Genomic DNA, 16,786 nt, shown 5'->3' on the forward strand with positions numbered 1-16,786 from the left:
CGCCTCACGATCGGCGCGGCGCGCTCACGATCCCGTGCTGCGTCAGCTCTGGGCGCCGACGGCGTGGCGGGGGGCGACCGGTTCGCGCGGCGGATCCATCCCGATCCACTCGCGGATCCGCACCCCGGCGATGCTGCCCAGGAAGGCGAAGAGGAACCATCCCCAGCCGTGGAGGCTGCCCGAGGCGATACCGGACAGGAGCGCGCCGATATTGCAGCCGAAGGCGATGCGGGCGCCATAGCCCATCAGGAAACCGCCGATGATCGCGGTGGCGATATCGCGCCCCGAAAGGTTGAGCTTCGGGGCGAAGCGGCCGGCGAGCGTGGCGGCGAGGCACGCGCCGACGATGAGGCCGAGATTCATGACCGAGGTGCCGCTGGCGAGGATCGAGGCGTCGACCTGGCCCATCGCATAGGTCCAATAGGGCCAGTCCACGATCGGCACGCCGACCGCGTTGGCGATCTGCGCACCCCACAAAGTGAGGCCCGAGGTGATGCCCCAGGGGCGGCCGAGGACGAGAAGCGTGAGGACGCCGACGATGGTGAGGCCGATCGCGCCGGCCCACAGGGACCACGGCCCGTAGAGGAGGGAGCCCATCGCCTTGCCGTTGTCGAGGTCGCCATGGCGTTGGCGCTCGGCCCTTGCGATGATCGCATAAAGGAGGCTGAGGGCGGCGATGGTGACGACGATCGCGCCCATCGGCCCGAGCGAGGTGGAGGCGAAACCGACTGAAGGGAGCGCCGGGAGGGATTGCCAGAAGGCGAAATTATGGGTCGCCGCGAGGCCACCGGCGATGAAGAATGCGAGGGTGATCAGCATCCGCGTCGACCCGCCGCCCACGGTGAAGAGCGTGCCGGAGCCGCACCCGCCGCCGAGCTGCATACCGAACCCGAACATGAACGAGCCGATGATGACGGCGAGCCCGAACGGGAAGACGAAGCCGCTCGCCTGAATGCCGACAGCGTCGCCATAATGGATGATCGGGATCGCGAAGATCGTCGTCATCCCGACGAGGATGAGCTGCATTCGCAGCCCGCCGCCGCGCCGTTCGCGGATGAAGCGGCGCCATCCGGCAGTAAAGCCGAACGCGGCATGATAGAGTGAGAAACCGGCGAGCCCGCCGACCAGCGTCGCGAGCCCGAGATAGGGCCGTTCCGTGACCGCCGCGAGCACGGCGATGATCGCGAGCACGCAAGCCGCGCCGATCGCGAGGACGCGTTGCGGGTGCGGTGGCTGGCTGGCCGACATGGTTCCATCTCCAAGTGTTGGGCCCGTCTCGCGATGGGGGGAGATCCGCACCGCACGCGCCGCCCGAGGGGCATGACCCGCCGGATGTTCTTGCCGAAAGGCTAAACCGCTGCAAGGGGGCGTGACGCCGAGATAAGACGTGACCGGCAGGGCGCAACGTGGGCCGTCCGCGCCGCCCTCGGCGAACCGGCCATGGCGGACATGGTGGCCGGTTCGGCCACAGCGAATATGGTGGCCGGCTTTATCATGCGGCGTCCGACCGCGATAGCAGCCGGACCCGCCGGCTGATATGCGCCCCTGACGGCCCTAAGGCGGCTCCGCGACGGCTCCGTTTCGGCTCGGTTGCCGGCGGCCGAACGGCATCCGCGCCGGGCTCGGCCGGTGCGGACCACCCGCGATGATGCCCCTGCTCGCGCGCCGCTCGCGGCGCCTCGCGGCATCGTGTCCCGGCGGTCCGCGGGCGGCGGGCGGTTCATCCGAGGTTGGGGAACGCCCGGCGAAGGTGGCCGCCATGCGCCGCAATTCGTCTCACGAAGGTGTCAACCGTCATCCGTTCCTGTCGTCGCAACGTTATCTTTTCGACGGACCAGACGTACCGCCGCGCTCCGATTCGAAATCGGCAAGCCCGGCATTTCAGAGGCGAGGAGGACCCCTATGATCGCTCGCTCCGAGGCCCCTATTCCGCCATCCCTCTCCGACGCGCAACACGAGTGGACGCGCTTCGTCACCGCCGTCATGGCCCATTCGTCCACCATGCCCGATCGCCTCGCCGCGCTCGGTGCCGCCGCGCCCGATGCCCCCGGCTTTCTCGCGGCGAAGGGGCTCGCTTTTCTCCTTCTCGGCCGGCGTGAGCCGACGCGCGAAGCCGCAGCGCTCTATGCCCGAGCGGTGCGGCAGACCCCCGCCGAGGGGTCGCACGACGGTCTCCTCGTCGCCGCGCTCGGCGCCTTCGTCGAGGGCCGCCCATCCCGTGCGGCGGCGATCTGCGACGAGATCCTGACGCGTTTTCCGGCCGACGGCTTCGCTCTGAAGATGGCTCAGGCCATTCGCTTCCTCTATGGCGACACCGCCGGCATGAACGGCTCGGTGGCGGCGGCGATCGAGGGGTTCGGCCCCGATCATCCCCATATCGGCTACGCGCATGGTTGCCTCGCGTTCGCCGCGGAGGAGGCCGGCGACTATCACCGCGCCGAGCGCGCCGGTCGCCGCGCGATCGAACTCGCCCCGGACGATGCCTGGGCGCTCCACGCCGTCGCGCATGTCCACGAGATGCGCGGTGAAGCGGCGGCGGGACGCGCTTGGCTGCTCGACAGGCCCAAGGTGTTCGCCGACTGCAACAATTTCCGCCACCATGTGTGGTGGCATCGCGCGCTGTTCGAGCTCGAGCTCGGCGCCGTCGACACGGTCCTCGACCTCTACGACACCGAAATTCGCCGCGAGAAGACCGACGATTATCGCGATATCGCGAACGCCGTCTCGCTCCTCGCGCGACTCGAGGCGGAGGGCGTCGAAGTCGGTACGCGATGGGACGAGCTTGCAGCGCTCGCCGAGGCGCGCATCGAAGACGGGTGTATGGTCTTCGCCGATCTTCATTATCTGATGGCGCTGCTCGGATCGGGGCGCGGCGCGGCGGCCGACCGGCTCGTGGCGCGTCTCACGGGGGCTGATGATGGGACCGAGTTCGGCGTGATCGCGGCGGAAGTCGGCGCGCCGGCGGCCGATGGCCTCTCCGCCTTCGCGCGGGGACGGCACGCGGATGCCTTGCGCGGGCTTCTCGCCGCCCGGCGCGATCTCAACCGCATCGGCGGCAGTCATGCGCAGCGCGACGTGTTCGAGCGCCTCACGATCGACGCGGCCTTGCGGGCCGAGAATGTCGTGGTGGCGCGCTCCCTCATCGAGGATCGCGCGCGCCGGCGGGGGGCGTGGGACCGCTTCGCGCGGGACCGGATGGCGCGCTGTGTGCCGGCCGTGGTCGCCGCGCCGCCGGCCGTCGCGCTCGCCTTTTAGGACGCGATTCGGCGGGGCAGGCGTGGCGCGGTGGGCAACGGGCGGGTCGCCATCGCGCCGACGGGGCGGACGCGCCGATCGCCGTTGCCGCCTCGGATCCGGCCGCTTTGGTCGCACGAAGGCCGGCAGATTGCCGCAGATGCGGGATGATTGTGTTACCGTTCAGGTAAACGGCTGACAATGAAGTCTGTGTCGCGCGCAGCCTGATGGGCGCGGTGGACGACGACCCCGCAATGCTCGCCAACATGGATCGGTCGGGCTAAGGCCAAGCCCGCTCGGAGGATTTAATGCCGTTTTCGCCCTTCACCTCGACGTTCGCCGCATGAACGCATCTGCGCCCGCGCGCCGCCCCCGCGACCTTCGTCTCGACTTTTTCCGCGGCTTGGGGATGTACATCATCTTCATCGCGCACATTCCGACCAACGCCTGGAATAGCTGGATTCCGGCCCGATTCGGCGCCTCGGACGCGACGGAAATCTTCGTCTTCTGCTCCGGCATGGCCTCGGCGATCGCCTTCGGCTCCATCTTCCGTGACCGATCCTTCTGGATGGGCACCGCCCGCACGGCCTTCCGGGTCTGGCAGGTCTATTGGGCGCACATCTGCCTCTTCCTCGTCACCGTCGCGATGATCGCCTGGTTCGACCAGCTCCGCGGCGACACGTTCTACACCGAGCGCCTCTATACGCGGCCGTTCTTCGAGATGACCGGCGACCACCTCGTCGCGCTGATGACGCTGCAATATGTGCCGAATTATTTCGACATTTTGCCGATGTACATGGTCATCCTGGCGATGATGCCGATCGTGGCGCTGCTCGGCCTCAAGAATCGCTGGCTCGCGTTCGCGGCGATGGGGGCGGTCTGGCTCCTGGCCCAGTTCGATATCCTGCAGTTCAGCGCCGAGGTGCGGCCGGGCATCGAGCGGGAATGGTTCTTCAACCCGTTCGGCTGGCAGCTCATCTTCTTCACGGGCTTCGCGTTCATGATGGGGTGGATCAAGGCGCCGCCGGTGAAGGCGAGCCTCGTTGTGCTCGCGGTCGTGGTGCTGGCGCTCAACCTCCTCTTCGCCTCGCGCTTCGGCTGGAACAACGTGCCGTTCGTGATGCCCTTCCGGGAGGCGACCTGGCCGCTCTTCGAGAAGACCGATTTCGGCATCTTCCGCTTCACCCACTTCCTGGCGCTCGCCTATCTGGCTTATGCGGCGGCCGGCGCGCGGGGGCGACGTCTCGATGGGGACGGGGCGTGGGCCGCCTTCGTGCGCGTCGTTCGGAAGGTGGGGCAGCAATCGCTGGCTGTCTTCCTCACCGGCATGGTCGCGGCGCAGTTCTTCGGCATGGTCCTCGATCTCACGGGGCGGACGGCGTTCACCTATCTCCTCGTGAACCTCGCCGGGTTCGTGGTGTTGACCGCGGTCGCCTACATGGTCGCCTGGTTCAAGAAGCAGCCTTGGCGCGCCCCGCCGGCGGCCGCGCATGGAGCGTCCCGGCCGGCGAACACCGTCGCCACGGCGCCCGAGCCGCCGGCGCGGCCGCGCGTTCACGAGCCGGCCTAGGGCGTCCGATCGCGCTCGGCGAGGTTCAAACCCGGCGAGCGATGGGGTAGAGCGGGGAGGGGACGTTTGCGTGTCCCCGAGCCGTCCCGACCTGCGCCACGCGGCGCGACCCCTAGCGATCAGGCCTCCATGCGAATTCTCATCACCAACGACGACGGCGCGCGCGCCGATGGCATCAAGCTCCTCGAGGAGATTGCGCTGAGCTTGACCGACGATGTGTGGATCGTCGCCCCCGAGACCGACCAGTCCGGCGTCAGCCACGCGATCAGCCTGCACGAGCCGCTGCGGGTCCACCAGGCGGGCGAGAAGCGCTTCTTCGTGAAGGGTACGCCCGCCGACTGCGTCGTGCTCGGCGTCGAGCATCTCTTGGACGGCAAGCCCGATCTCGTCCTCTCCGGGGTCAACCGGGGCGGCAACATGGCCGATTCGATCGCCTATTCCGGGACCGTCGGCGCGGCGATGACGGCGCTCGCCGTCGGCGTGCCGGCGATCGCGCTCAGCCAGATGTTCCAGGGCGTCGACATCCATTGGGAGACGGCCCGCACCTACGCGAAGCCGCTGATCGAGCGGCTTCTCGCCGTGCCCTGGCCGCGTCCGGTCGCGCCCAATATCAACTTCCCGGCATGCGCGCCGGGTGAGGTGACGGGCGTGTCCATCTGCCGGCCGGGCCATGGGCTGATCGAGGGCGTCAACGTCACCGAGCGGGTCGACGTGCGGGGCGGATCTTATTTCTGGCTTCAGTTCCGGCGCGCCAAGAATCTCGTCGAGGACAAGGAGTGCGATTACGCGCAGCTTCTCGACAACAAGATCACCATCACCCCCCTCCGCCCGGACCGCCATGCGGAAGGGGATTGGGACAACTACCGGGCCGAGTTCGGCGACACGCTCGCCGTCGCGCCGCTGCCCAATCTCGGCTAGGGCGCGCGCCGCTCAGGCCGAGCGGGTTGGGGAATACACCCTAACGGAGTAGTCTCTTCGCCTTGCAATCGGGAGGTCTCGATGCGGCGATATGGTCTATCCGGCGCGATTTTGGGGTGTCTCGTCGGCGGGGTGGGCCTTCCGGCGCCCGCCTTCGCGGAGGGGATCACGGTGACCAACCGTTTCGTCCCGCCGCCCGCCAAGCAGGGCTATTCCTATCCCGACTGCTATTGTCGCGACAGCACAGGCGGCCGGGTGGAGATCGGCGAGCGGGCCTGTCTCACCATCGGTCCGCGCCGGATGACGGCGCGGTGCGACATGTCGCAGAACGTGCCGACCTGGCGGATGGAGGCCGAGGGGTGCCCCATCATGTGAGGCAAGGGCTGTCGCCCGCTCATGGCCTATCGGCCGGGGTGGCGTAGACGAAGCCCATGTCGCGGACGATTTCCGGCGGCAGCGGCGGCAGCGAATCGCGCGGGATCAAATAGGTCGACAAGCGGAAGAGATCGCCGAACACGCGGTGCTCGCGCGCGGTGCGGGAGAGATAGTCGTGCCCGGACGAGCCGCCGGTGCCGGAGCGCATTCCGATCATCCGCTCCACCATCAAAGCGTGCCGGTTGCGCCAGAGCGCCATCGCCTCGTCGATATCCATCAGCGCCGACAGGAGCGAGGCCGGCATGTGGAGCGCCGGCATGTCGCGATAGACGGTGATGAAGAGCGCCGCCTCGACGGCCTTCGCCGACATCGACCAGCCGGCCTTGGGATCGGGCTCGAAGATCGCCTCGAAGGCGCGTGCGGCGCGGTCGATGGCGGCGGCTTCGTCGGTCTGCTCGGCGCTGTGGGCGTCGTCGCGCTCGCGGCGGAGCATCGCGATCACCGCCTCGCGATAGGCTTTGCGGAAAGGGTAGCGCTCTTCGGCGACGAACGGGGTGCGGGAGAGCCAAGCGTCAAGCTGGTCGCGCAGCGTGGGCGCCGTCTCCGCGGCGTGATAGGCAGCGCGCTCCGCCTCGCTCATGTCCGCGTCGACGGTCTTTCCCTCATAGAGAAGGCGGCGGGCGGAGCCGAGGCCGAGACGCGTCTCGACGAGGCGGAATTGCAGCGACTGAAAGCCGGACGACGTGGAGAGGAGGCCGCGGAAATCGAGGAAATCCTGCGGCGTCATCGTCTCCAGCACGTCGATCTGGGCGATGCCGAGCTTCAGGATCGCGCCGATCCGGCGCAGCGCGTGGACCATCCGCCCGAGCCGCCAATCGTCGACCGGGCGTTCGGCGAAGTCGGCCTGGACGCGGTCGAGTTCGTGAAGGATCTGCTTGAACCAGAGCTCATAGGTCTGGTGGACGACGATGAAGAGCAGCTCGTCGTGCGCATCGACGCCGAGGCGGGCGCTCTCGGGGCGCTGGGCCCCGAGGATTTCGTCGAGGGCGAGATAGCTTGAATAGGTGATCTCGCCCGGTCCGGCGGGCTTGACGCCTCGCCTCATGCGGCCGCCTCGCTGGTTGCCGGCGGGGAAAGGAGCGCGCCGACGGCGTTTTCGACGATATGGATCCCCACATTGCCGCCGAGCGACATGATGCTCTCCGGGTGGAACTGGACGGCGAGCATCGGATAATGGCGGTGCTCGAGGGCCATGATCGCCCCGTCGTCGGACCGCGCGGTGACGCGGAAGACGGCGGGAAGGTGGGCGGGATCGGCGACCAGGGAGTGATATCGGCCGACCACGAACGGCCCGTCATGCCCGGCGAAGAGCTTCGAGACCGCCTCGACGGTGAGCGGCGAGGACTTGCCGTGCATCGGGATGTCGAGCTGGGCGAGTTGGCCGCCCTCGGCCTCCACCATCGCCTGAAGGCCGAGACAGACGCCGAAGATCGGCAGGCGTTTTTCCTGCGCGATGCGGATCGTCTGCGTGCAGTCGAAATCGGACGGGGTGCCGGGGCCGGGCGAGAGGACGACGAGATCCGGCGCAAATCGGGCGAGCATCGCCGGGGTGAGCGGCGCGCGCACCGTCGTCACCTCCAGGCCGGCGCGACGGAGATAGCCGCCCAGCGTGTGGACGAAGCTGTCGTCATGATCGACGAGGAGGGCGCGCTTGCCGGCGCCCGGCAAAGGCGGCTTCACCACCGCCTCGTCCGCCTTGCCCGCGCCGCGGATCGCCGCCCGCATCGCCGAGGCCTTGAGGACGGTCTCGCGCTCCTCCTCGTCCGCGTCGGAATCGGCGAGGACGGTCGCCCCGGCGCGCACCTCGGCGACGCCGTCGCGGATATGGACGGTCCGCAATGTGAGGCCGGTGTTGAGATCGCCGTTGAACTGAACGATGCCGACCGCGCCGCCATACCAGGCGCGCGGGCTACGCTCGTGCTCCTCGATGAACGCCATCGCGCGGCGCTTGGGCGCGCCGGTGACGGTGACGGCCCAGGCATGGGACAGGAACGCGTCGAGCGCATCGCGGCCGTCGAGGAGCGTTCCCTCGATATGGTCGACGGTGTGGATGAGGCGCGAGTACATCTCGATCTGACGGCGCCCCAGAACGCGCACCGAGGCGGGCTCGCAAACCCGGCTCTTGTCGTTGCGGTCGACGTCGGAGCACATCGTCAGCTCGGTCTCGTCCTTCTTGGAGTTGAGGAGCTTCCTCACCTGCGCCTCGTCCTCGATCGCGTCGCGACCGCGGGCGATGGTGCCCGAGATCGGACAGGTCTCGACGCGCCGTCCGTTGACGCGCACGAACATCTCCGGCGAGGCACCGACCAGATATTCCTGGTTCCCGAGATTGATGAAGAAGCCGTAGGGCGAGGGATTGATCGCCGACAGGCGCCGCATGATCTGCGACGGCGTTCCCGATAGCGGGTCGCGGAAGGTCTGGCTCGGCACCACCTCGAAGAGGTCGCCGCGGGCGAAATGGGGAAAGGCGCGGCGGACGGTCTCGGCGTATTCGCCGGGGGCATGATCGTCGTCGGCGCTGTTGCGGGCGACGGGAAGGGCCGTCGGTTGCGGCACGCGCGCGATGCCCTCGCTCGTCTCCCCGCCGAATGCGAAGTCGTAGGCGGCGACGGTCGCCCGCTTCGCATAATGGTCGACGGCGAGGATCTCGTCCGGGATGTAGAGGACGATATCGCGCTGGCTCTGCGGCCGTTCGAGCCGCATCGGGATCGGATCGAACTGGAAGGCGAGATCGTAGCCGAAGGCGCCGGCGAGGCCGAGCTGACCGTCGGCCTCGCTCGCGAAAAAGTCGCGGATAGCACGCAGGGCCGTGAAGGCCGAGGGGCGGCGGCTGCGATCCTCTTCGGTGAGCAGGCTGTCATCCGGCTCGGGCAGCTCGGTGACGACGGTGTCGCCATCACGCTGGGCCGCGAGGCCGGCGGCGTCGAATGCGGCGCTACAGGCGAGGAGCAAGGGCAGGCCGCGTGCATTGAGCGCGCGGACCGTCACCCGCCGGCCGCGCGCCTCGAGGGCGAGTGGCGGGTCGACAAGGGCGAAGTCCCATCGCGTATAGCGTCCCGGAAATTCGTAGCTCGACGAGAACACGCAGCCGCGCTCGCGATCGAGACGCTCGATCCATTCGCCGAGCGCCCCTTCATACTCGATGCCGCGGTCGATGCGGGTGACGCGAACGCCCCCCGCGGTGTCGAAGGTCTGTGTGGTCATTCCGGGTCTGCCGTTAGGGGACCGGGGGCCCCGCGCCCCGGTCTCAGAATCCGAGGGACGCTGGCCCGACGGGCCATGTCTGTCAACGTTTCTCGCGCCGGCGGGCGGGAGGCCCGCCCGCGCCGGGCTCAGAGCGTCTTGATCAGGACGTCGAGGATCGCACGCTGCGTCGCCGCGTCCCCATGGGCGGCCTCGACATTGGCGTAGGCGATCCCGCTCGCGACGGCATAATGGGAAAGCGAGCAGTCGGTGTCGTCGAGATCGACGGTTTCGACGAGGACGTTGACGCCGGCCGCGTTCAGCGCCTCGGCGAGACGGCGCACCTTGCCGTCCTCCGCCCCGTTGCGGCTCGCGAGGATCACCATCGCGTCCTCGCTGGCGCCGTCGACCGGGAAGGCGGTCGCGCCGGCATAGGGGGCGCGGATGGAGATGGAGCCGGAACCGCCGGTGCGGGCCGAGCCGCGCGCATTGGTGTGCAGCGCGATTACCGGCCGTCCGCCGGGGGCGAGCATCGCGGCGACGAACCGCTCGCTCCGCCCCGGCTTGCCGCAGCGCAGGGCCCCCGCGTCGAAATTGCGGTTCGGGTCGATCGATCCGTTCATGCGCCGGCCGCCGGTCTCCACCATCGTCGCCGCGCCGCCATAGCGCTTGAGGGCGTAGGCGGCGGTGGCGAGGGAGGCGTTCTCGTCATCGTGCGGCAGGACGAAGAGGGGGCCGCGCCGGCCGCTCTCGATCGTCTGGATCCGCCAGCTCTCGCCGCCTTCGGTGAAGGTGGTCTCGCGGGCGCACAGGTCGCCGAGCACGGAAAGGTCGTCGTCGGCATCGCTCAATGAGGCGGGGGCGACGCAGCCGCTGCGTGCGGCGTCCGCGCCGCCGTCCGCACCGCCGACGCAGCCGGCGACAAGGAGGAGGGCGGCGAGAAGGCCGCCGAAGCCGATGAAGCGGGTCGTTTCGATCGTCATGACGGTCCTCCGCGGGCCGGTGCGTGACCGGGTGAGCGGGCGTAGCACCCGCGCGCGATGGTGAACAGCAGCCGGCGCGTCAGATGACGAACGGCACCGGGTTGAGCGCCTCTTCGGCGGTCGGCGTATCGAGGAGGCCGAGCGCTACGGGCACGTCATAGAGGCGGCCGGGGCCGAAGCGCGGCAGCCAATCGCGCAGATGCGGCGAGATCACCTTCGCCGCCGGCACGCCGAGATCGGCGCGGGTGAGGTTCGCGACATAGACGTCGATACCACGTTCGTCGAAGGCGGCGGTGAGGGTGTCGAACGCGATGGGCGTGCCGAGTGGAGCCGTGCCGTCCCCGGCGAGGTGGGGCGATGCGTGCGCGTCGGTCTCCCCGGACCAGCCGAGAAGGTGCGGAATCGGCGGCGGGGCATCCCAGGTCTGCGCGATCGCCATCTGGGTCAGCGCAATTTCGCCTTGAAGGAGTTCGAGGGTCGCGGAGCGGACGGCGGCGGCCGGGTCGAGCGCGGCGGACGCGCCGATCGCGACGCCGCTTCCGTCGGGCTCGGCGGAAAGCGCGACGATCGCGGGCACCGGCAGGTCGGTCGCAATTCTAAGATGCCAGGTCTGCCGCTTGCGTTCTCGCAACCAAAGCGCGAGAGGTGGGGGTAGGGCGTGATCGGCCTCAGCCGGATCGAGGCGTGGGGCGACGAGTCGATTGTACCACCAGATCGCCACGGCATCGCGCTCCACGAGCTCCAGCACGGCGTGCTGTGTCGCGCCGGCGAAGGTTTCGCGAACCGCCGCACCACTGGACGAAGAAATAATGGGGGGAAGTCCGAGTCGTTCGTCTTCGCCGAGCAAAACGCTGCTTGCAGGCAGCCGATGTGCGGTGCCGCGGGTGAGGTGATGGCCCGTCACCCACAGCTCGTCCACTCCTTGTCCACAATTATAACGTGCAATAAAACGCATGTTTGCTCGAAACTGTTGCAGTTGTTTTGCACTATATTGCCACAACGACTCGATATTGAGGGCATCACTTTCAGCCGGTGGTTGATCCCCGAGTCGGCGGTCACTTTCCCCTTCCGTAAATAAAGAAGCGCGCTCAACGGCTTCACATATGGCGGCGAAGCGCCCGTCTTCGGCCGTCATCGCGCGGCCGGCGGCGGCGCGCCAGGCGGTCATCCAGGTCGGATCGGCCGCGTCGTTGGCCGCAAAAGCGATGAAGAAGTGGGCAGGGCAGGTGTGGATAAGCGTTTCAAGTATTCGCAAACGCAACTCTATGCTGCCGCCCAAATGCAGTGGTAGTTTTACGTCACTGCCGGACGAGATCCGGACGTCGATTGGTTTAAAAGGGGCCTTGGTCATGTTCTTCGAAGCTAAGATTGACTGTGATGCCTTTGATGTCTCGGAACATCTTGAAGGTTTGGTTAAGCGTGACTTGCGGGGCAAGCAAATGGCACGAATTGGCGTGAAGCGTTCGGCAATTCCTCAGATCGGCAAGGCGTTCGGCGAAGCCGCCAACGATCCGGCCAAGCGCGAAGCGTTCCGGAACGATCCGATCGCGTATCTGCGCTCTGCGGGTGTCGCTCAGGAAGAACTCGACGGCCTCAACATCGTGCTGCACGAGGATGACGACAACACGGTGCACGTGGTGCTGCCGCAGGTCGTGGATGCGGGCCGCCTGCGCGCCAACGATCACGAGTACCTGAAGATGCTCGGCACCATGGCGGTGCTCGGCTGCCACCGTCCGCTGAGCTGAGGTCAGCCGCGAGAGCCCCTTCGGTCCGGGTTAGGCGCCCGGACCGACCACGGGCACGCCGGCCTTTTCGAGCGCGTTGAACAGGCGCTGCCGGGTGGACTGATCGCGGGTCATGTTCGACCACACGATCCAGCGCGACAAGGCATCGCCGTCGACCGCAACGTGCGGCTGGCTGCGGCGGACTTCCCGATCGAACGAGACGCGCGCCGCCGATGCGGAGCGCGTGTCCCCCCGTTCCTGATGCGCCGCGACGGCGAGGAGGGACGAGTGGACATTCTCGGGCGCGCGACGCAGGTGGTTGACGCACTCCTCGAGGTCGCCCGCGAGATAGGTGATGTTCGCCATATAACCGTGGAACCACGGCGGCACGTAGTGGCCGGCGAGGTTGACGGCTTGGCTCGAAAGTTTCCGGGCCCGTTCGATCTGGCCGCAATAGGCATTGGCCTCGGCGGCCGCGATCAGGGTGCGGCTCGAATAGGGATTGAGCGCGAGCGCGTCGTCGAAGGCGTGCAGCGCACGGTCATGGTCATTGGTTTGAACGCGCAGCCAACCGAGAATCACGTGGTTGAACGGTTCGAGATCATCGAGACGCAATGCGTGGTCGATGCACTCGCGCGCGCGCTCGAGGCCGTTATTGGACAGCTCCTTGCCGGTCGGCACCATAAGCCGCTGGATCATCAGGATCGAGCTGATCGAGGAATGGACGAGGCTGAGGCGCTTGCCCTCTTCATCGCCCGCGAGATCCTCCAGGATCGCGAGCGCTTCGCGGTCGGAGGAGTGCGTCCAGCGGGTGAGGAGCTTATAGGCTTCGAGCCAACGGCCGAAGACGGTGTCGCGCGCGCTGCCCTCGTCGTCGAGAATATCCTGCTCGAGGCTGTTGACGGCGGAGGCGATGATCGTTTCCGCCTGTGTCCGGTCGGCGAGGCTCTCATAATCGAGCCGCACGCACGAGACCGTGTCTTGCCGCCGGGCGTTGACGCAGCGCAGATAGATCGATCGCGCGGCCGGTTCGTCCCACAACAACAGCCGATAGTCGTGGTCGACGGCGTCGCTCAGCTTGACGCGGCTGATGAGGCTCGCAGAAGGATCGATTGCGCCGCCGGCACCCGGCGCGTCCCGCTCGAAGCAGCGCATGGAGCGAAAACGAGCGAGCTGGAACATCACCTCCGAGTGAGCGAAGGAGAAGAGGTCGGGCGTCGGCCGCATTCCGTTCGGGCGGACGAGCGCGACGGTCGGCCGTTGGCGGAAATGGTCGATCGCGCCGCTTTTCTCCCGCAGCGGAAGCTGGTTCTGGAAGGTCGGCTGCGTCGAAGCCTCGATCGGGCGGCTCGGCGCCGGCGCGCTCATGGCGCCGACGAACTCGGCGAGGTGACGCGGAACGGTGACGTCGAGTTCCGCCAGGGCTGTGCTGTAGCTGCGAAAGCGCTTGGCGGCGGCCGCGGTGTCGCCTTCGTCGGCAAGGGCGTGGATCAGCCGTTCATTGGCCTCGGTGTCCGTCGGCTCGATGCGGACGATGAGCTCGCACAGCGCGATGAGATGGCTCGCCGGCGCCTTGTTCTGAACGAGGCCCTTCAGCCGGTCGCACAACAGACGGTGGGTGATGCCGACCGTGTCGGAGCGATAGGTCGAGACCCACTCGTCGAAGGACGGATCGCCGAGCTCCAGGCCCTGCAGCGGCTCGCCGCGCCACAGCCCGAGCGCCTCGCGATACGCGGTTTCCGTTCCGAGATTGAGGCATTGGTTGAAGAGGGCGAGATCCGACTTGGCCGGATCGCCCGCGAACCAGATGTGCGCGCGATCCTTGCCGAGCAGCGACTTCGATGGATCGACGGCAGTCAACATCGAAAGCGCCTTGCGCAGCGAGGCGCGGGCGAGTTCGGTCTCCGAATTGCTCCAAAGAAGGCCGCTGAGGCGCGCGCGCTCGATCCGGCGGCCCCCATTGGCTGCCAGAAAGAGGCAAAGCGCGGCGGCTTTGCGGGTCGGAAACTCAAGGCACCGCCCGTTCACCATGATGCATGGCGACCCGAGCAATCTCACTTGCGGATCGTTCCGGCCGGTCGTCACAACGCACCCCCCACTCCGTGACGTCGTATCAAGCGAGTGTCGCATATCTGATCGCCCGCGGGATAGATATTTACGTGTAGGTGAAACTCGCCGTCGGCACGAACACCCGCCAGCCTACATTTCCAATACATTTCACGGTGAAATCACGGTCGCATAATAATCCTGAGCTGTCACGCACCGTTCCCACGCGGATCGAGGAAATTATGTCGGCGGCTCCTAAAAATATATCTTTTATTGGGATTAAAAGCCTAGATCCTGGCGACCATGAAGTTCTGACGCGCATGGTCGAGTACGCGCGCGCCGAAGCCGATCGGCTCGGCGAGCCGCTCTGCGCCGAGCTGCTCTCGGCCGCACTTTTGTCGCTAAATGGCGGCTCTGCTCAAGTTATGCCCGAATACGACCATGATTCGGACGGCTTGCGGTGGCCGCACGAGGTGAGGCACTTTGTCGCATAAAGCGCGGGCCTCGTAGATCCACTCACGGCGTGTCGAGGCGATCGTGAGCCCATGATGTGGGGCACCCTCGCACGCGACAGCCGAATTCAAACACGCACGGCCTCGGGTCGATGTGTCAGCGAATCGAGAAATATGGATCTCTGAGCGCCAAAGTGCCTAAATGTGAGGGCAGCCAACAGAGGGTCATAACTGATATGACCAATTCGACGTCTTTTGCGTGTTCTGAGGAACCGCCCGACTCGTTCTTGATCACGGTTGGCCTGCGCGTCCGCAAACGGCGCAGCTCGAGCCGTATTTCCCGGCGTGTCCTCTCCGAGCGGAGCGGCATCTCGGAGCGCTTCATCGCTGATCTTGAATACGGCAAGGGCAACATTTCGATCGTCCGGCTGAAAGCGATCGCCGATGCGCTCGAGATCGCGCTCGAGGAGCTCGTCCGCGACCCTGAGCCGAAGCGCACGCCGCGTCCCGCACCCACCGATTGGCGGGCCCATCCGGCCGCGATCGCCGACCTCTTTCGTCATGCCGGCGCGAGCGAGCAGGAGGCCGTCGTCAAACTCCTCATCAGCTCCATGCGCGGTCGCCGCGCGGCGTAAGCCACGCGCACCGAACATCCGCGTGAGATCACGCGCTTCGGGCAACGCGTGATCGCACGCGCTTCGGAAACGGCGTGAAAAATCGCCCCGAACACGGCGCGAGGGCCCGCTCTTGAATTGGGCGTGTGCGCACGTCTCTCGGTTCGGCAAACCGGCCTGCCGCCTCGCGCGGGCCGGTTTTCCTGGCTCGCGCCGGTGGGGACATCCGGTCGGCGAAGAAAAACGCGCAACTCGGTCGTGGACGGCCCGGCGAATCCTGCTTTAAGCCTATGCACGAAGCGTGGTCGGCGATCGCGTCGCCGGATCGCGGCGGCGGTCGCCGTTGTGCGGAGACGAGAATGGCCGCCGAGCTCGAAGACCTCCTCGCCAAGACGGCGCTCGGTGACCGCCGCGCCTTCCGCAAGCTCTATGAACGATCGAACGCGCGCCTCTTCGCGCTGTGTTATCGCATCCTCAACGATCCGGCCGAGGCCGAGGACGTCGTCCAGGACGCCTATGTGAAGATCTGGCGCTATGCGGAGCGTTATTCGGCCTCCCGCGCCCGGCCGATGACCTGGATGATCGCGATCGCGCGCAATCTCGCGATCGACCGATTGCGGGCGCGCAAATCACCGGCCGCCGCGCTCGACGTCGCCTCGAGCGTCGCCGACACGGCGATGCGACCGGACGAGCGCAGCATGGCGTCGGCGGAGGCCAAGCGCCTCATCGCCTGTATCAAGTCGCTCGGGGAACAGGATGCGCGGCTCGTCCGCATCGCCTATTTTGGCGGCGTCACCTACGCCGCGCTGGCACAAAGAGACGGCACGCCGCTCGGCACCATCAAGAGCCGGATGCGCCGTGCGCTCGCCTCGCTTCGGGGGTGTTTGACGCAATGAGCATGATCGACGAACCCGAGGACGGGGCGGCGCTCGAATATACGCTGAGCCTCCTCGATCCCGAGGAGCGGCGCGCCTTCGAGGCCGCGCTGCTCGACGATCCCGAACTCGCCGCGCGCGTCTGGACCTGGGAGGACCGTCTCGTCCCGCTCGCCGAGGCGCTGCGGCCCCGTCCGATGCCGAAACGGGCGCTCGCGCGGATCGAGGGGCGCATCTTCGGCGAAGGGGGCCGGCGGCGGCGGGCGACGGATCGGGCCGTCGCCGTGTGGCGGCGGGCGTTCGCGCTCGCGAGCCTCGTCGCGGCGGCAGCGCTCATCGGTTTCGTCGTCCTCCTCGCGAAGCCGGAGCTGCTCGCGCCGCAGCATCCGCAATGGGTCGCCGCGATCATCTATGAAGACGGTGCCGTGACGCTTGCACGCCTGCGCGAAGACGGAACGCTGGTCGCGACCTCCGCCGCGCCGCTCACCGCCGCGGGCAGCCAGGAATTGTGGCTCGTCCCGGAGGGCGGCACGCCGATCTCGCTCGGCTTGATGCCGGAGGGGGAGAGCGGGCAGATGCCCCTCGGCCCGCAGATCGATCGGCAGTTCTCCGCGGGCGGCGAATTGCGCATCACGCTCGAGCCGCAGGGTGGTTCACCGACCGGCGAGCCCACGGGCCCGCTCGTCGCGGCGGGGCCGCTTTACTCGATCTGACGGCGGCGTTCGCTCGGCGGTGCGGGCGTTGGCGCCCGT

The 16,786-nt window shown here is 67.5% G+C and carries 15 protein-coding genes; 9 read left to right on the forward strand and 6 right to left on the reverse strand.

All coding sequences use genetic code 11. The features are described 5' to 3' along the window. Positions 1 to 42: 42 nt before the first annotated feature. Positions 43 to 1,248 (reverse strand): YeeE/YedE family protein, encoded by a 1,206-nt coding sequence (locus L1787_RS18655; protein ID WP_235710620.1) that lies wholly within the window; start codon positions 1,246 to 1,248, stop codon positions 43 to 45. A 654-nt stretch (positions 1,249 to 1,902) separates the two neighbouring features. Between L1787_RS18655 and L1787_RS18660 the strand changes: the two genes are divergently transcribed. The 4 genes from L1787_RS18660 (at position 1,903) to L1787_RS18675 (ending at position 6,097) form a co-directional block, all read left to right on the forward strand. After that, positions 1,903 to 3,255, forward strand: a complete 1,353-nt coding sequence (locus tag L1787_RS18660; protein WP_235710621.1) for a tetratricopeptide repeat protein — start codon at positions 1,903 to 1,905, stop codon at positions 3,253 to 3,255. A 322-nt stretch (positions 3,256 to 3,577) separates the two neighbouring features. Further along, positions 3,578 to 4,804 (forward strand): OpgC family protein, encoded by a 1,227-nt coding sequence (locus L1787_RS18665; RefSeq protein WP_255720637.1) that lies wholly within the window; start codon positions 3,578 to 3,580, stop codon positions 4,802 to 4,804. 129 nt (positions 4,805 to 4,933) lie between these two features. Next, positions 4,934 to 5,722 carry a 5'/3'-nucleotidase SurE gene (gene surE / locus L1787_RS18670; protein ID WP_235710623.1) on the forward strand — a complete coding sequence of 263 codons (789 nt, stop codon included), beginning with the start codon at positions 4,934 to 4,936 and terminating at the stop codon, positions 5,720 to 5,722. An 81-nt stretch (positions 5,723 to 5,803) separates the two neighbouring features. Then, positions 5,804 to 6,097: a hypothetical protein gene (locus L1787_RS18675; protein WP_235710624.1), complete on the forward strand. Its 294-nt coding sequence runs from the start codon at positions 5,804 to 5,806 to the stop codon at positions 6,095 to 6,097. Between the two features lie 19 nt (positions 6,098 to 6,116). Here the strand turns inward: L1787_RS18675 and L1787_RS18680 are convergent, their stop codons facing one another. From L1787_RS18680 to L1787_RS18695, 4 genes are all read right to left on the reverse strand, one after another. Continuing rightward, on the reverse strand, positions 6,117 to 7,202 hold the full coding sequence (locus L1787_RS18680; RefSeq protein ID WP_235710625.1) for a tryptophan 2,3-dioxygenase: 1,086 nt from the start codon (positions 7,200 to 7,202) through the stop codon (positions 6,117 to 6,119). After that, positions 7,199 to 9,361: an anthranilate synthase component I gene (locus tag L1787_RS18685; protein ID WP_235710626.1), complete on the reverse strand. Its 2,163-nt coding sequence runs from the start codon at positions 9,359 to 9,361 to the stop codon at positions 7,199 to 7,201. Before L1787_RS18685 ends, L1787_RS18680 begins: the two co-directional genes overlap by 4 nt. Before the next feature lie 128 nt (positions 9,362 to 9,489). After that, positions 9,490 to 10,323, reverse strand: a complete 834-nt coding sequence (locus L1787_RS18690; RefSeq protein WP_235710627.1) for a hypothetical protein — start codon at positions 10,321 to 10,323, stop codon at positions 9,490 to 9,492. Positions 10,324 to 10,402: 79 nt separating this feature from the next. Beyond that, entirely contained in the window at positions 10,403 to 11,674 is a 1,272-nt protein-coding gene (locus L1787_RS18695) for a YcaO-like family protein (RefSeq protein WP_235710628.1), read from the reverse strand. Here L1787_RS18695 and L1787_RS18700 point away from each other — a divergent pair. Further along, on the forward strand, positions 11,673 to 12,068 hold the full coding sequence (locus L1787_RS18700; RefSeq protein WP_235710629.1) for a hypothetical protein: 396 nt from the start codon (positions 11,673 to 11,675) through the stop codon (positions 12,066 to 12,068). The two genes, L1787_RS18695 and L1787_RS18700, sit on opposite strands and share 2 nt — an antisense overlap. 30 nt (positions 12,069 to 12,098) lie before the next feature. On the opposite strand, the gene L1787_RS18705 is transcribed toward L1787_RS18700, so the two are convergent. Further along, positions 12,099 to 14,105 carry a BTAD domain-containing putative transcriptional regulator gene (locus tag L1787_RS18705; protein ID WP_235710630.1) on the reverse strand — a complete coding sequence of 669 codons (2,007 nt, stop codon included), beginning with the start codon at positions 14,103 to 14,105 and terminating at the stop codon, positions 12,099 to 12,101. A 107-nt stretch (positions 14,106 to 14,212) separates the two neighbouring features. On the opposite strand from L1787_RS18705, the gene L1787_RS18710 reads away from it, so the two are divergent. The 4 genes from L1787_RS18710 to L1787_RS18725 all read left to right on the forward strand — a co-directional run bounded on the left by L1787_RS18710 (position 14,213) and on the right by L1787_RS18725 (position 16,747). After that, positions 14,213 to 14,587 (forward strand): hypothetical protein, encoded by a 375-nt coding sequence (locus L1787_RS18710; protein ID WP_235710631.1) that lies wholly within the window; start codon positions 14,213 to 14,215, stop codon positions 14,585 to 14,587. Positions 14,588 to 14,832: 245 nt separating this feature from the next. Next, on the forward strand, positions 14,833 to 15,180 hold the full coding sequence (locus tag L1787_RS18715; protein WP_235710632.1) for a helix-turn-helix domain-containing protein: 348 nt from the start codon (positions 14,833 to 14,835) through the stop codon (positions 15,178 to 15,180). 338 nt (positions 15,181 to 15,518) lie between these two features. Beyond that, positions 15,519 to 16,055 carry a sigma-70 family RNA polymerase sigma factor gene (locus L1787_RS18720; RefSeq protein WP_235710633.1) on the forward strand — a complete coding sequence of 179 codons (537 nt, stop codon included), beginning with the start codon at positions 15,519 to 15,521 and terminating at the stop codon, positions 16,053 to 16,055. Positions 16,056 to 16,057: 2 nt separating this feature from the next. After that, positions 16,058 to 16,747: an anti-sigma factor gene (locus L1787_RS18725; protein WP_235710634.1), complete on the forward strand. Its 690-nt coding sequence runs from the start codon at positions 16,058 to 16,060 to the stop codon at positions 16,745 to 16,747. Positions 16,748 to 16,786 lie beyond the last annotated feature (39 nt).

Origin of the sequence: Acuticoccus kalidii, assembly GCF_021556395.1 — a bacterium.
In the GTDB taxonomy this organism is placed as follows: Bacteria; Pseudomonadota; Alphaproteobacteria; order Rhizobiales; family Amorphaceae; genus Acuticoccus; species Acuticoccus kalidii.

What these genes read in the sequence shown, in the direction of transcription:
- L1787_RS18675 (WP_235710624.1), top strand. Translation starts at nt 5,804, where the DNA reads ATGCGGCGATATGGTCTATCCGGCGCGATTTTGGGGTGTCTCGTCGGC.
- L1787_RS18685 (WP_235710626.1), bottom strand. Translation starts at nt 9,361, where the DNA reads ATGACCACACAGACCTTCGACACCGCGGGGGGCGTTCGCGTCACCCGC.
- L1787_RS18695 (WP_235710628.1), bottom strand. Translation starts at nt 11,674, where the DNA reads ATGACCAAGGCCCCTTTTAAACCAATCGACGTCCGGATCTCGTCCGGC.
- L1787_RS18690 (WP_235710627.1), bottom strand. Translation starts at nt 10,323, where the DNA reads ATGACGATCGAAACGACCCGCTTCATCGGCTTCGGCGGCCTTCTCGCC.
- L1787_RS18680 (WP_235710625.1), bottom strand. Translation starts at nt 7,202, where the DNA reads ATGAGGCGAGGCGTCAAGCCCGCCGGACCGGGCGAGATCACCTATTCA.
- L1787_RS18665 (WP_255720637.1), top strand. Translation starts at nt 3,578, where the DNA reads ATGAACGCATCTGCGCCCGCGCGCCGCCCCCGCGACCTTCGTCTCGAC.
- L1787_RS18720 (WP_235710633.1), top strand. Translation starts at nt 15,519, where the DNA reads ATGGCCGCCGAGCTCGAAGACCTCCTCGCCAAGACGGCGCTCGGTGAC.
- L1787_RS18725 (WP_235710634.1), top strand. Translation starts at nt 16,058, where the DNA reads ATGATCGACGAACCCGAGGACGGGGCGGCGCTCGAATATACGCTGAGC.
- L1787_RS18700 (WP_235710629.1), top strand. Translation starts at nt 11,673, where the DNA reads ATGTTCTTCGAAGCTAAGATTGACTGTGATGCCTTTGATGTCTCGGAA.
- surE (WP_235710623.1), top strand. Translation starts at nt 4,934, where the DNA reads ATGCGAATTCTCATCACCAACGACGACGGCGCGCGCGCCGATGGCATC.
- L1787_RS18655 (WP_235710620.1), bottom strand. Translation starts at nt 1,248, where the DNA reads ATGTCGGCCAGCCAGCCACCGCACCCGCAACGCGTCCTCGCGATCGGC.
- L1787_RS18660 (WP_235710621.1), top strand. Translation starts at nt 1,903, where the DNA reads ATGATCGCTCGCTCCGAGGCCCCTATTCCGCCATCCCTCTCCGACGCG.